The organism is Streptomyces sp. NPDC048389 (assembly GCF_040706335.1).
Classification (GTDB): Bacteria; Actinomycetota; Actinomycetes; order Streptomycetales; family Streptomycetaceae; genus Streptomyces.
In genome coordinates this window covers 71,774-85,324 of sequence record NZ_JBEZKP010000016.1, presented here as the reverse complement: position 1 = coordinate 85,324, position 13,551 = coordinate 71,774, and the positions used below count along the sequence as shown (strand labels likewise).

The window sequence follows — 13,551 nt, the reverse complement described above, 5'->3', positions numbered from 1 at the left end:
GTGTCCCATGAACGTGTCCCATGAACGTGTCCCATGGGTGTCCCATGGTGACAGCACCCGCGCGTGGACGACTCAGCCCCCGGTCGCCGGGGACTTCCTCGCCGAGGCCGGGATCTCCTCGTCCTGCCGTACGGCCTCCCACAGGTCGGTGGCCTGCGGCTCGGCCGCCACGACGCGGTTGGGGTCGGCCCTGTCGTACTCGACCGGCAGCATGACGGTGTCCAGGGAGCCGGGGTCGATCCCCTGCATGCTGCGCCCGAACTCGGCCAGCGCGGTCAGCGAAGCCAGCTCGGAGTCCGTGGTCAGCGACTTGGTCATGGTCCGGGCGATCCGGTACGACGTGACGGGGTCGCCCAGCAGGTCCTGTTGCCGCACCTCACTGAGCAGGGCCGTCAGGAACTGCTGCTGCAGGCCGATCCGCCCCAGGTCACTGCCGTCACCGTAGCCGTAGCGGGTGCGGACGAACTTCAGGGAGTCGGTGCCGTTCAGGTGGTGGCTGCCCGCTTCCAGCGTGAAGCCGCCCTTGGTGTCGTGTATGGGGTCGCTGATGTCGACGGTCACACCGCCTATCTCGTCGACGAGTTCCTTGAAGCCGGCGAAGTCGATCTCCAGGAGGTGGTCGATCCGTACCCCGGACATCTTCTCCACCGTCTTCACCACACACGCGGCACCGGCCTGGGAGTAGACCGAGTTGAACATCACACGGGTGGCGGGGCCCAGCTCCGTACCGTCCGCCGTGGTGCAGGAGGGACGGGAGACCAGGGTGTCGCGGGGGATGCTGACCGCGACCGCCTCGGTGCGGTTCTCCGAGACGTGCATCACCAGCGCCGTGTCCGAACGGGCCCCGCTCACCGCGCCGCCGTCCAGTTCCGCGTTGTCGCCGGCACGGGAGTCCGAGCCCAGTACCAGGATGTCGGTCGCGCCGAGCGCGGAGGCGACCTTCAAAGGACGGTCGTCGCCGAGGGCCCGGTCGAGGTCCACCGCCTTGATGTTGCCGTCGAGGCTGCGGTACATCCACCACCCGGTTCCCGCCGCGGCGAGGAGGAGGACGGCGGTCCCGATGCCGAGCATGCGCAGCGTGCGGCGGCGGGTGGTCCTCCGGCGGGCAGAGGTACCGCCGGGAGGGGCCGGATCCGTCTCCCCGGCCTCGCCGCCCTGCCCGTCCTCGCCGCCCGATGGGATCGCCTCTGCCATCGCTCCGTTCCCCTTCCCGACCGACCCGACCCGAAGTGCCGACGCCTGATCATCCGAACACGGTGCCTGAGATACGTGGGGGGAGGGCGCTCCGCATGGGCGGCCTGAGCCGTCGGTGAACTATAGACGGACCGCGACGGCGGGGTAGAGGCCGTCGTGAACAGGGCGGGCGGCGGTCCCGCTCCGGTGCCGACGGCGGCGCCCCCTACGACCACGCCCCCTACGACCACTCCGCGCGAAGGCGCGCCGCCGCGCAGCGTGCGCGGCGGCGCGTCGACGAGCAGGGCGCCGCGTCGACGGGCAGGGCGGAACCCAAGCGCACGCTCGGGCAGTGACGCCGACGAGAGCGGCCCCCGCTCCCGCCCGGACGGCCGAGCGGCTCGGCCCGGGACGCACGGGTCAGGGGCCGGAGCCGGGCGTGCAGGAGGCAGGATGCGCTGCCTTCCGGGTCGGCCGGGACACGCACGTGCCGGACGCGCGCACGGTCTCGTCCCGGCAGCGTCGGGCGGTCGCGGGTGGTGGACGTCTCCCTACTGCGCCGACTGCAGTCCCATCAGCCGGGCGATCAGGTCGTCCAGGCTGATCAGTCCGGCGAGCCGGCCGTCTTCCGCACGGAGGAGGGCCAGCGACGCCCGGTTCCTTCGGAGTTGCTCGAGCGCGTGGGAGACGCTGGCGTCCGTCCTCAGCTCGGGAACGGGTCGGACCAGTTCGCGGGCGGTCACCGCACGGCCTCGGGTGCGGGCGACCAGCACGTCACGGACGTGGATGGAGCCCAGGACGGCGTCATCGGCCGTGACCAGGAGGCGGGAGCGGTCGACCGCGGTGGCCCGGACGAGAATCGCGTCCAGGCCGGCGTCCGCGGGGACGGTCACGATGGCGTCCGCCGGTGTCAGCAGTTCCGAGACCGGCGTCTGCGGTTCGGTCAGCGAGCGGGTGATCAGCTCGGAGTCGACCTCGTTGATCAGGCCGAGGCGTTCGGATTCCGCCACGAGGTGGGTGAGCTGCTCGCGGTTGTGGACGGCTGCCAGTTCGTCGCGCGGCTGGACGCGGCACAGGCGCACCAGGGCGTTGCTGACCTTGTCGAGCAGCCGGATCAGCGGCCGTACCACCTTGACCAGGGCGCGGAACGTCGGCGTCAGCAGCATCGCCGAGCGCTCGGGATGGGCGATGGCCCACGACTTGGGGGCCATCTCGCCGAGGACCATGTGCAGGAAGACGACCACGACCATGGCGAAGGTGAAGGCGATGCCGTAGCTGAGCCCGGTGGGCAGGCCGAGGTCGTGCAGCAGTGGGTCGACCCGGTGGGAGATGGCGGGCTTGGATACGGAGCCCAGGCCCAGGGTGCAGATGGTGATGCCGAGTTGGGCTCCGGCGAGCATGAGGGACAGCTCGCGCATACCGGCAAGGGCGGCTTTGGCACCTCGTTGCCCTTCCGCGGCGGCCTTCTCCATGCGGTGGCGTTTGGCGGCGACCAGGGCGAATTCGGCGGCGACGAAGAAGCCGCTGCCGACCAGCAGCAGGACGGTGACGAAGAGGGCCATCGGGAAGCTCATGACTGCGCCTCCTCGGCGGCGTTCTCAGCATGCTGGGGGCGCTCGACGCGTACGCGTTCGGGCACGTGCCGGTCCAGGCTGAGCACCTGGATGTGCACCCCGTCCACGGTGAGCCTGTCGCCGATGGCCGGAAAGCGGCCGAGGCGGTCGATGATCAGGCCGGCCACGGTGTCGTAGTCCTCTTCTTCCGGCAGCTCGATACCGGTGGCGTCCTCGATCTCGTCCAGGCGCCGGCCGGCGTCGACCAGCCAGCCGTCCCCGTCGGTGACGGCAAGCTCGACCACGGTGTCGCTCTCGTCGGCGATGTCGCCCACGAGTTCTTCGGCGATGTCCTCGTAGGTGACGACGCCGGCGACTCCGCCGTGCTCGTCGAGGACGACCGCGAACTCGTCGTCACGCGCGCGCATCTGCGCCACCGCGTCGGGCAGCGGCAGCGTGTCGGGGAGCAGCAGGGGGCGCCGGGCTGCGGCGCCCGCCGACGTGTCGTCGAAACGGTTCGCGGGCAGCCGCATCAGATCCCGTACGCCGAGAACGCCCGCGACGTCGTCGGGGTGGTCTCCGAAAACCGGGTAGTTGGAGTGGCCGTGCTTCGCGATCAGCTCGACCGCCGCCGTGGTGGTGGCGTCCTTGTGGACGAACACGGCGTCCGCGCGCGGCACCATGACCTCGCCCAGGGTCCGCTCGGAGAACTCCACGGCGTGATCGAGGAGTTCCGCGGTGTCGGCCGGCAGGTGGCCCTGCTCGTGGGACTCGCCGATCAGGTGGCTGAGCTCCTCGAGGGTGGCGCCGTGGTGGAGCTCCTCGACCGGCTCGATGCCGACCCTGCGCAGCAGCCTGTTCGCGGCTCCGTCGAAGACGTGCACGACGGGGCCGACGATCTTCAGGTAGACGAGGGTCGAGGGCGCCAGGGATCTGGCGAGGCGCTCGGGTACCGCGAGAGCAAGGTTCTTCGGTGCCAGCTCGTCCAGCACCATCTGCACCACGGTGGCAAGGACGAAGGCGAGCGTGACGGAGACGGCGGTGACCGCCCCGCCGGGCAGTCCGATGCCGTTCAGGACCGGTCGCAGTAGCGCGGAGACGGACGGTTCTGCGAGGAACCCGACGATCAGGCCGGTGACGGTGATACCGAGCTGCGCGCCCGAGAGCATGAACGAGAGCCGTTCCAGCACTCTCAGGGCCCGGGCGGCCCGCTTGTCGCCCGCCGCCGCCTCGCGGGCGAGTGCGAGGCGGTCGGCGGCCACGTAGGCGAACTCCTGGGCGACGAAGTAGCCGGTGCCGGCGGTCAGGACGAGAACGGCCAGCAGGCCGAGCACGGCGTTCACCGGGCACCACCCGGGCGGGTGGTGGGATCAGGGCCGAGTGGCCGGGGGCTGCGGCCCGGGGGGTCCGTCGGTCTGGCGGACAAGGAGCGCTCCTTCAAGGGGGTGGATCAGCGAAAGCGAGTGGGCGGGGCGGCAGAGTCCCCTGCGAGGCGACGGCGGACGGCGGGTCACACGGTCGCCGCGCGGCAACGGCGGGTCACACGGTCGCCGCGCGGCGACGGCGGCACGCACGGTGGCGGGGTCGCACAGTGACGCGGCGGGCGACGGCGGCACGCACGGTGGCGGGGTCGCACAGTGACGCGGCGGGCGACGGCGGGTCACACGGTGGTCGTCCGGCCGACGAGCTCCCCGAGGACGTCCTCCATGGTGACGTACCCCAGGATCGCGCCGGTCTCGCCGGTGACGGCGGCCAGGTGGCTGCCGTCCGTGCGCAGGGCGGTGAGGGTGTCGTCGAGGGGGGTGTCGATGCGGACCCGGGTGACCGGGTGCAGGGCGGTGCGTGGGAAGGGCTTGTCGCGGTCGGCGACGCCGAGGGTGTCCTTGATGTGCAGGTAGCCGAGGACGACTCCGGTCGGACCCTTGACCGGGAAGCGGGAGAACTTCGCCGCGGCCGCGGCCCTTTCCAGGCCGGCGGGTGTGACGCCGTGGTCGACGGTGTGCATCCGCCGGGCCGGTACGAGGATCTCGCCGACCGGTCGGGTGCCCAGTTCCAGGGCGTCTCGCAGGCGTTCACCGTCGGCCGGCGAAAGCAGCCCTGCCTCGCTGGAGTCGTCGACCATGCGGGCCAGCTCGCCGTTGGTGAAGACGGAGGCGACCTCGTCCTTCGGCTGCACACTCATCAGCCGCAGCAGGACGTTGGCGAAGGCGTTGATGGAGAACACGAACGGGCGCAGGGCCCGGGTCAGGGCGACGAGCGGAGGCCCGAGGAGCAGGGCGGTCTTCGCCGGGGCGGCCAGGGCGATGTTCTTGGGGACCATCTCGCCGACGAGCATGTGCGCGTACGTGGCAGCGCCGAGCGCGATGACGAAGGCGATCGGGTGGACCAGGACGTGCGGGACGTGGACGGCTTCGAATGCCGGCTCCAGCAGGTGCGCGATGGCCGGTTCGGCGACCGCGCCGAGCACCAGCGACGAGGCGGTGATACCGAGCTGGGCGGTGGCCATCAGCTGGGAGAGGTGTTCAAGCCCCCACAGGGTGATCCGGGCACGCTTGTTGCCCTGGCGGGCTGCCGGTTCGATCTGGCTTCGCCGTACGGAGATCAGGGAGAACTCCGCCGCGACGAAGAAGGCGTTGGTCAGCAGGGTCAGAGCGCCGATGAACAGCTGCAGCGTGGTCACCGGGCCTCCTGCAGGTCCTGCTGCGTGATGCGGGCGGGTTCGGTGATCCGCACCCGGTCGGCCCGGTGGTGCTCGACGTCCAGAACGTCGAGGCGCCAGCCGGCCACTTCGAGCGTGTCTCCCTCGACGGGGATACGGGCAAGGCGCGTGGCGATCAGACCCGCCACGGTCTCGTACGGACCGTCCGGCGCGACGAGTCCTATGCCGGCGAGCTGGTCCATGCGCACGCTGCCGTCGGCTTCCCAGGAGGAGCGGCCGTCGACCGTCGGCGGAGTGAGCAGCAGGTCGGGGATCTCCAGCGGGTCGTGCTCGTCGCGTACCTCGCCGACGACCTCCTCGACGATGTCCTCGACCGTGGCGACTCCGGCCGTGCCGCCGTACTCGTCGATGACCACGGCCATCGTCCGCTCGGCCCGCATCCGCTCCAGCAGGCGGTCGGCCGGCAGGCTGTCCGGCACCACCAGGGGCGCGGTCGCCAGCGACAGCACCGGTGTCGTCGCGCGCTGCTCGGGAGCGAGAACGAGGACGTCCCGGATGTGGACCGTACCGACGACCTCGTCGAGGCTGTCGCGGTAGACGGGGAAGCGGGACAGGCCGGTCGCGAAGGTGAGGTTGGCCGCGTCGGCGGCCGTGGCGTGTGCTTCGAGCGCGATGACGTCCACGCGCGGGGTCATCACGTTCTCGGCGGTCAACTCGCCGAGGTGGAGCGTCCGTACGAAGAGCTCGGCGGAGTCCTCCTCGATCGCGCCCTCACGCGCGGAGTGCTGGGCCAGCGCCACGAGCTCTTCCGGGGTGCGGGCAAAGGCCAGTTCCTCGGCCGGCTCCAGTCCGACGCGACGGACGAACCGGTTCGCCGTGCTGTTGAGATGCCGGATGAACGGCCCGAAGGCGGTGGTGAACCCCCGCTGTGGAGCGGCGACCACCTTGGCCACGGCAAGGGGATGCGAGATGGCCCAGTTCTTGGGCACCAGCTCACCGATCACCATCAGAACCACGGTGGAGACGACCACGCCGAGCACGGTGGCGACGGACGAGGCCGCCGCCCCGAGGCCGGCGGCTGCGAGCGGGCCGCGCAGCAGCGCGGCGATCGACGGCTCGGCCAGCATGCCGATCACCAGGGAGGTGACGGTGATGCCGAGCTGGGCACCGGAGAGCTGGAAGGTGAGCTGCCGCACGGCCTGGAGGGCGCTGTCGGCGCCGCGCTCCCCGGCCTCGACGGCACGCTCCAGCTCACCGCGCTCGACGGTGGTGAGTGAGAACTCCGCCGCGACGAACAGTGCGCAGGCCAGCGTCAGTGCCAGGGCGAGCAGGAGCAGCAGGATCTCGGTCACCGTGCCAACCCCGCTCCCTCGCTCACACGGCGTCGGCAGGCGGCGGCACGGCCGGTACTGGGAGGTTCACCCATCGGGGGTCCGTTACTCCTTCGCAAACAGGGGGTCGCCGAAGCACCGCGGCACCGGCTTCTACGCCCACTGTAAAGGAATGGCAAACAGGGTGACATGACGCCGCCCACACTTCTGCGGAGCCGCCCGGGACGCCACCCGCATGCCCAGGGGCTGTTTCAAGACGGAACGCGCCCACAAAGGGCCGGGTTTCACTCCTTGTGAGGCACACACACCCCTATGCTTCTACAGGCACGTTCTACAGGCACGTAGAAGATGCGTCTTTCACAGGAGGTTCGCCGTGACGTCGATCGATCTGAACAGGGTGCTGGACAAGGCATGGTCGGACAAGCCGCTCGCCGAGGTGCTCGCCGCGCCGGTCGCCGCCCTGAAGGGGGTGTCGGACCGGGACGGCGAGCTCCTGAAGGAGGCGTTCGGCGTCGAGACCGTAGCCGACCTCGCCGACCTCAAGTACGTCCGCTGGGCCCAGGCGCTGGCCACCCTGGAGGCGGCGAAGTAGTCACCCGGCCGCCACCCCGTGAAGGACGGCGGCGGCAACACGTAGGCACCGCAAGCATCACGAAGGAGTGAACGCCACGATGGTGTTCAAACGCCTGCTCGGCTCGATCGGCGTCGGCGGCCCGGCCGTGGACACGGTCCTGACATCCGGGGCCGTGCCGCCCGGAGGCAGCCTCACCGGAGAAGTCCACCTCAAAGGCGGCAACACCGACTTCGGCATCGAGCACATCACGCTGGAACTGGTGGCCCGCGTGGAGGCGGAGACGGACGACGGGGAGCACGACGGCACCGTCGTCTTCGAACGGTTCACCGTCGGGGGCGGCTTCCGTCTCGCCGAAGGCGAAGAGCGCGGCGTGCCGTTCACGGTGACCCTGCCGTGGGAGACCCCGATCAGCGTGCTGCACGGTCAGCCGCTCGGCATCGTCCTCGGCGTCCGCACCGAGCTCGGGGTCGCCGGCGCCAAGGACAAGGGCGACCTCGACCCCTTCTCCGTGCGGCCCCTGCCCGTCCAGGAGGCGATCCTGGAGGCGTTCGGGCAGACCGGCTTCGGCTTCAGGTCCGCGGACCTCGAGTACGGCCGCATCGGTGGCACCGGGCAGCAGCTGCCCTTCTACCAGGAGATCGAGCTCACCCCCGCTCCGCAGTACGCCCAGGCCGTCAACGAGATCGAGGTGACCTTCCTCGCCACTCCCGGCGGCATGGAGGTCGTCCTGGAGGCCGACAAGCGCGGCGGGCTGCTCACGGGCGGCCACGACGCACTGACCCGCTTCACCGTCAGCCGGCACGACGTCGAGTACACCGACTGGAACGCCGAGGTGGACGGCTGGGTGCGCCACCTCGTCGAACACCGCTCCGGCTACGGGAGCCACTCCTTGTACGGGCACGGCGACACGCATCACGGCGAGGGGCACGGGCACCGGTCCGGCCCCGGCGTGGGGACCGTCGTCGCGGCCGGCGCCGCCGGTCTCGCGGTCGGCGTCGTCGGCGGAATGGTCGCGGCCGAAGCCGTCGACGAGATCGGCGACTTCATGGAAGGCGACGAGGACGAGGGCGACGAAGGCTGAGACGCCGTTACCGACCCTGATAGCTTCTACAGGACTGTAAAAGAAAATGCGGGTCCGGACCGGCCCCCGGTCCGGACCGGACCCGCCCTGACGCATACGGAGTTCTCATGGCCCTGTGGGACCGCATCAAGGAATCCGCATCGACGATGCAGACCCAGCTCGTGGCAAAGAAGAACGACCTGAAGAGCGGTGCGTTCCGCGACGCCTCCATGGCGATGTGCGCCCTGGTCGCCGCCGCCGACGGCACTATCGACCCCTCCGAGCGGCGCCGCGTGGCGGAGCTGATCGCCGGCAACGAGGTGCTGCAGAACTTCCCCGCAGACGACCTCCAGCGCCGCTTCGACGACAACCTCGACAAGCTCACCGCCGACTTCGACTTCGGCAAGGTCAGCGTCATGCAGGAGATCGCCAAGGCGAAGAAGAAGCCTGCCGAGGCGCGCGCCGTCATCCAGATCGGCATCGTCATCGGCGGCGCCGACGGCGACTTCGACAAGACCGAGCAGGCCGTCGTCCGCGAAGCCTGCTACACCCTCGACCTCCCTCCGCACGAGTTCGACCTCTGAGGCGGCTGCCGGCCTGACCCCCGCCCTGCGGCCCACGGGCCCGGCCCGCAGGAATCGGCACACCCCGCCCCATGACACCGTCGCCCGGCCACCGGGCCGGGTGACGGGGCCGGGCCACGGCCCGGCGCCGAGGCAAGGGCCGGGCCGGTGACGGGGCTTCAGGCTCTCGGGTGCCTGCGCGGTCCCTGGCGCCGGCACGAGACGCCGCGGTTGCAGCGCAGGCGCACGGCGGACTACAGCGGGGTGGCCGCTTTCAGGATGAAGAACAAGGTGACCGCCGAGTTCGCCGACGACAGGGCGGAGACCGTCGTACCGGCCGCGGCGCCCCACGCGGCAAGGCCGACCGTGGTCGACAGAGGCGGCCAGACGTGTGCCGCCGGTGCCGGCTCCAGCAGGGCCGCCACCCTGCGCGGGACGGGTCCCGCGTCGGCGAATCCCGCGAGCGTCGCGACGGGCGCCCCGCGCGTGATCAGACCGGCCTTGCCGATCGCGCGGGCCACGACGCGCCGGCTTCCCACCGTTGCGGCAGCCTCCTCGTCCGCCCACCGCTCCGCCGTGTACGCCACCGCGGTACGCAAGGGCCGCAGAAACGGATTGGCCCGCGCGGCCAGCTGCACCGTCAGCAGGAACCGGTCATGGCGACCGGCGAGATGGGCCCGCTCGTGCGCGAACAACGCCCGGCGCTCCGGCCCACTCAGACCGGCCAGCATCCCGGTGGTGACGACGACCCTGCCCCGGTCCCGGCGCCTGCCGGGCAGGGCGTACGCGTACGGCGTGCGGTCAGGCAGCACCGCCACGGACCGCGACGGCAGGGTGGAGAGCGCCCGTGCCGCCCGCTGCCGTACCCGGTGGTGCCGCCAGGCAGCTCTGCAGCACGACGCGAGCACGACCAGCAACGCCGGAATGGCGGCCTTGCCCGCGACCTCGTCGTACGGCACCGCCTCCCGCACTTCCGGGTCGGACCAGCCGTCGGGCAGTGGATTTCCGGGCAACTGCGCGGTGCCCACCACGACGAGCAGCGCGAGGCACAGGGTGCTGCACACGGCGAGCACCCCGGCGACCGCGGAGAGCAGCCAGGTGGCGGCCCGCGGGTGCAGATGCTGTTCGGCCAGCCGCGCGACGGGCCATGCGCTCAAGGGCAGGACGAGCGGAAGGAAGACGAAGACCCCCATGCGGTCAGCCTTCCCCTTCCTCGGCCGCTTGAGCCAGCAGGTCACGCAGCAACTGCTCGTCGCCGGGGGGCAGCGCGGTCACGAAACTGGCGAGGACCGCTTCCCGGTTCGTCTCCGCGTCCAGCACCTTCCGCATCCGCAGGGCGGCGAGCCCGGCCTCGTCCGCGGTCGGCGTCCACGCGAAGGACCGGCCCGCGCGCTCGCGGGAGACGGCTCCTTTGACATGCAGCCGCGTCAGGATGGTGATGACCGTGGTGTACGCGAGATCGCCGCCGAGCCGCTCCTGCACCCACGCGGTGTTCACCGGCCCGGGCGCCTCCCGCAGGGCAGCCAGTACCTGCCCCTCCAGTTCGCCTTGGCCTCGCCGGCGGGATGGCCGAGGGCCGCCGCCCCGGTTCTGGCCCGTCATGCCGTCTCCCTCCGTCGTCTGCGGCCCGGCGCACCTGACGCTGGAACAGTTCATCGTACTGAGCGGAACGCCGTCCGTGCCCTTCGGAACGGGCGGGCCCATGACCTCGATGCCCGTATCGGAACCGGCGTCGTCGATGGCCCTGCCTTCGTCCCTGCCGCCGCCGGCCGGAGCGCCGACCTGCACGCACTGCCTGCACTACCTGCACTACCTGAACTGCCCGAACTGCCCGGACTACCCGAGCCGCCCGGACTGCCCGGACTGCCCGGACTACCCGGACTACCCGAGCCGCCCGGACTGCCCGAACCGCCCCGCAACGCACAGGAGCACTCGGGGCACTCTTCGGCCACGGAGCGGCCTGCGTCCTCCCTCCGGTGGCGGCGAGGCCGGCTGCCGACCGTGTCGGCATGCCCTCTCCCTGTCGGTCATCAGGAGGCCCTCGCGCACAACGGCATGCGGAACTCGCCGACCGGGCCGACGAAGCCGGCACCGTCACTCTCGGGGGCGGTGGTCCACGGCTCGCCCGCCGGACCGTGCCGCACCCGCGTCCGGACCCATCGCGTCACTACGCTGACCGGCGGGAGGAACCCCACGGCGAAGCGGGAGGACATGCTCGGCCCCGGGCCGGGGCAGCCGCTCGACACAGCCGCCTCTCCGTACCGCATAAAAGGTCGCCGTGCCCGCATTCCTGGACGAGCTCCGGCCGTTGGGCTGGAGCGTCGGCATCTTCCTTCTGGCCACGGGTGTCACCGTCGTGTGCAGCGTCCGGCTGGCAGGCGTGGGGGACATACTGGCCGACCGGACGGGTTGGGGCGAGGCGTTCTTCGGCGCCGTGCTGTTCGGGTTGGTCACATCCCCCTTCTAGGACCTTCCGCCCTCCCGAGGAGGAGAAGGCGCGTTGGTTCGGCCCACTCGGCGCGCCCGCCCCGGGCGTCAGGAGGTCGCGGAGAGCTGCGTCAGGCACATGCCTGACGCGTCGGTGCCCGTCGCGTTGCGGCAGCTGTAGTGCTATCCGTCACACGGACCGGATCTCCGGGAAGGCGGACGCCCGCCGGTTCACGTGCACCGGCGCGCGCCGCCCGCCGTCCGGCGCGGAGCCGGGCGTAACCGCAAGTAGCAGCGCGCGGCGGCGAGGCGTACGGAACCCCTGGACCCCGACCGGACACGCGGAGACGCAGGTCACACGAGCGGCTGCGGCGCGGGCGGGGCATCAGGCGGCGCGACGGCAGGGCGTGGCGGTCACCAGCAGGCGGGGCGTCAGGCGGCGCGGGGGCCGGGCGTGGCGGTCACCAGCAGGCGGGGCCGCCGCGGCGGTCGCCGTCGCCCGAGCCCTCGGGGCAGTTGCCCCGGTCCCGCCACCCGTCGGAGGAGGAGTCCTCGGTCGCGGCCGGCGCCTCCGTCGGGGACGACGACGCGGAGGGCTGCAGGGGGCGCGGCGCGGTCGGCGAACTGCTCGGCGAGGCAGCCGTCGTAGCGGTCGGCGACGGGGCCGATGCCGACCGGGTGGCGGGGCCGGACCGGTCGGACACGGCGCTCGCCGGGGCGGCGCTGCCCGGGTCCGCCCCCACATCCGTAGAGGTGATCAGGTCGGGGCGGCCGCCGACCTCGAGTCCGGCCCCCGGGACGGCGGGCTCGCCCACGGCGTCGCCGCTGTCGCCACCGATCAGCAGGGCCGCACCCGTGAACAGCGCACCCGCCGCGAGGGCGGCGCCCGCGATCAACAGCACCCTCGGGCGCGCCGGCGCCCGATGACGACCCGGTGTCCGGGTGGTGGGCACCGCGCACTTCTCGCACGTACGTGACGTGCGAATGCATCCCTCGCAAACCATGACGGACACTATGCAGCAGGTCCGCTGCCGCCGGTGCGGGCAGGTGGACATCGGGCACCGGTCCACCGGGCGGTCAGGTGCGGCACTCCGCCCGCATCTGGGCCGCCGCGTGGTGTGCGTCCCCCTGGCCCCGTCCCCTGTCGACGAGTTGGACCGTCAGCCGCTGGTCGTGGACGGGCACCTTCTCGACGACCACGCCGCTGCCCCGCAGCCGCGTCTGGTCGACCTCGAAGACCTTCACCACGCTGTCCGGGTCGTCGGGGTCCGACAGGACGTTGTACGACGTCGGCTCACCCGCCACGTCCCGGTCGCGTCCGCTGTCCGGGACGACGACGGCGACCGAGCAGGTGGGGTAGCCGCTGCCGACGTACCAGGACCAGACGACCGTGGAGCCGCCGTCCTCGGTACGGCTCCCGGACATCGGGACCGCCGTGAAACTGCCGTCGCAGCCGTCGCCGAGGTGGCCGCCGGAGCCGACGGTGTACCAGCCGGCGTCGCCGTCGGCGAAGCGGCCGTTCTCGCGGTACAGACCGCCACCCGTGCAACCGGGGCCCGCCCACGCCGAGTACGAGGGGCTCCGGGCGTCACCGGGCGGCTCGGCCTTCGCCGGCGGCTTGGGCGTGGCGCGGTCCGGGGAGGCGGCGGGTGCGCCGGGCGGGTCCGCCGGGTCGATACGCCGGGGCGCGCCGCCCAGGTCTCCGATGTCGTCGGCCGCGCCTCGCTCGCCGGAACGGCCGTCGGACGCGTCGGACGCTTCCGAGGCGCCGCCGTACGGCCCGCAGGCCGACAGGGTCGACACCAGCACGGCGACCGCCACCGTCCCCGCCAGCAGGAGTGCTCCGCCACGCGGACGCCGCGTCACCGGGCCGCCTGCCTTGCCGCCCGCCGGGCCGCCCGCCGAGCCGCATACCGGGCAGGCCGTACCGGGCCGCGCTCCGGCGACGGCGAAGAGGTCGGGGGCGTTGTCGGGGGCGTTGTCGGGTTCGTGGTCGGCGACGGCGCCGCCGCGCCGGTCGGTGAAGTCCCGCAGGCAGCCGGAACCGCGTCGGATCGCGCTGCCGGGACGGCGGTTGACACCGCGCCGCGTCTTGTCATCGCATTGTTCGCACGCCATGGATTCGCACCTGCACAGTGGACCGACCGATCAGTACGCCGAGCGCGTCCACTATGCACGAGCAGCACGGGTCGAGATAGGTGTTAACCCCGG

12 protein-coding genes and 1 pseudogene are annotated in these 13,551 nt (G+C 72.0%); 4 read left to right on the top strand and 9 right to left on the bottom strand.

The genetic code is table 11. The annotated features are described in order from the left end of the window. Nucleotides 1-72 precede the first annotated feature (72 nt). The 5 genes from AB0903_RS14615 to AB0903_RS14595 form a co-directional block, all read right to left on the bottom strand. A complete protein-coding gene (locus AB0903_RS14615; RefSeq protein WP_366702592.1) occupies nt 73-1,194 on the bottom strand; it encodes an LCP family protein in 1,122 nt (373 codons plus the stop codon). 530 nt (nt 1,195-1,724) lie between these two features. After that, entirely contained in the window at nt 1,725-2,747 is a 1,023-nt protein-coding gene (locus tag AB0903_RS14610) for a hemolysin family protein (RefSeq protein WP_366702590.1), read from the bottom strand. Next, entirely contained in the window at nt 2,744-4,069 is a 1,326-nt protein-coding gene (locus AB0903_RS14605; protein WP_366702588.1) for a hemolysin family protein, read from the bottom strand. The genes AB0903_RS14610 and AB0903_RS14605 overlap by 4 nt, the downstream gene beginning before the upstream one ends. A 317-nt stretch (nt 4,070-4,386) precedes the next feature. Beyond that, a complete protein-coding gene (locus AB0903_RS14600) occupies nt 4,387-5,406 on the bottom strand; it encodes a hemolysin family protein (protein WP_366702586.1) in 1,020 nt (339 codons plus the stop codon). Further along, complete coding sequence (locus tag AB0903_RS14595; protein WP_366702584.1) at nt 5,403-6,737, bottom strand: hemolysin family protein; 1,335 nt, start codon at nt 6,735-6,737, stop codon at nt 5,403-5,405. Before AB0903_RS14595 ends, AB0903_RS14600 begins: the two co-directional genes overlap by 4 nt. A gap of 352 nt (nt 6,738-7,089) precedes the next feature. Between AB0903_RS14595 and AB0903_RS14590 the strand changes: the two genes are divergently transcribed. From AB0903_RS14590 to AB0903_RS14580, 3 genes are all read left to right on the top strand, one after another. Next, complete coding sequence (locus AB0903_RS14590; protein ID WP_366702582.1) at nt 7,090-7,308, top strand: hypothetical protein; 219 nt, start codon at nt 7,090-7,092, stop codon at nt 7,306-7,308. Between the two features lie 79 nt (nt 7,309-7,387). Further along, nucleotides 7,388-8,371, top strand: coding sequence for a sporulation protein (locus AB0903_RS14585; RefSeq protein ID WP_366702580.1), 984 nt, complete (start codon nt 7,388-7,390; stop codon nt 8,369-8,371). Between the two features lie 107 nt (nt 8,372-8,478). Continuing rightward, nucleotides 8,479-8,934, top strand: a complete 456-nt coding sequence (locus AB0903_RS14580) for a TerB family tellurite resistance protein (protein WP_366702578.1) — start codon at nt 8,479-8,481, stop codon at nt 8,932-8,934. Nucleotides 8,935-9,167: 233 nt separating this feature from the next. On the opposite strand, the gene AB0903_RS14575 is transcribed toward AB0903_RS14580, so the two are convergent. Both AB0903_RS14575 and AB0903_RS14570 read right to left on the bottom strand, forming a co-directional pair. Further along, entirely contained in the window at nt 9,168-10,106 is a 939-nt protein-coding gene (locus tag AB0903_RS14575) for a M56 family metallopeptidase (RefSeq protein ID WP_366702576.1), read from the bottom strand. A gap of 4 nt (nt 10,107-10,110) precedes the next feature. After that, nucleotides 10,111-10,515 (bottom strand): BlaI/MecI/CopY family transcriptional regulator, encoded by a 405-nt coding sequence (locus AB0903_RS14570; RefSeq protein WP_366702574.1) that lies wholly within the window; start codon nt 10,513-10,515, stop codon nt 10,111-10,113. Between the two features lie 688 nt (nt 10,516-11,203). On the opposite strand from AB0903_RS14570, the pseudogene AB0903_RS14565 reads away from it, so the two are divergent. Continuing rightward, nucleotides 11,204-11,371, top strand: a pseudogene (locus AB0903_RS14565) (cation transporter); the annotation flags it as partial. A gap of 430 nt (nt 11,372-11,801) precedes the next feature. Here AB0903_RS14565 and AB0903_RS14560 read toward each other — a convergent pair. After that, entirely contained in the window at nt 11,802-12,293 is a 492-nt protein-coding gene (locus AB0903_RS14560) for a hypothetical protein (RefSeq protein ID WP_366702572.1), read from the bottom strand. A 124-nt stretch (nt 12,294-12,417) separates the two neighbouring features. Continuing rightward, nucleotides 12,418-13,458 (bottom strand): adhesin, encoded by a 1,041-nt coding sequence (locus tag AB0903_RS14555; RefSeq protein WP_366702570.1) that lies wholly within the window; start codon nt 13,456-13,458, stop codon nt 12,418-12,420. Nucleotides 13,459-13,551 lie beyond the last annotated feature (93 nt).

Excerpts from the sequence above, each read along its gene's own strand:
- AB0903_RS14610 (WP_366702590.1), bottom strand. The coding sequence starts at position 2,747 with ATGAGCTTCCCGATGGCCCTCTTCGTCACCGTCCTGCTGCTGGTCGGC.
- AB0903_RS14585 (WP_366702580.1), top strand. The coding sequence starts at position 7,388 with ATGGTGTTCAAACGCCTGCTCGGCTCGATCGGCGTCGGCGGCCCGGCC.
- AB0903_RS14555 (WP_366702570.1), bottom strand. The coding sequence starts at position 13,458 with ATGGCGTGCGAACAATGCGATGACAAGACGCGGCGCGGTGTCAACCGC.
- AB0903_RS14575 (WP_366702576.1), bottom strand. The coding sequence starts at position 10,106 with ATGGGGGTCTTCGTCTTCCTTCCGCTCGTCCTGCCCTTGAGCGCATGG.
- AB0903_RS14615 (WP_366702592.1), bottom strand. The coding sequence starts at position 1,194 with ATGGCAGAGGCGATCCCATCGGGCGGCGAGGACGGGCAGGGCGGCGAG.
- AB0903_RS14570 (WP_366702574.1), bottom strand. The coding sequence starts at position 10,515 with ATGACGGGCCAGAACCGGGGCGGCGGCCCTCGGCCATCCCGCCGGCGA.
- AB0903_RS14580 (WP_366702578.1), top strand. The coding sequence starts at position 8,479 with ATGGCCCTGTGGGACCGCATCAAGGAATCCGCATCGACGATGCAGACC.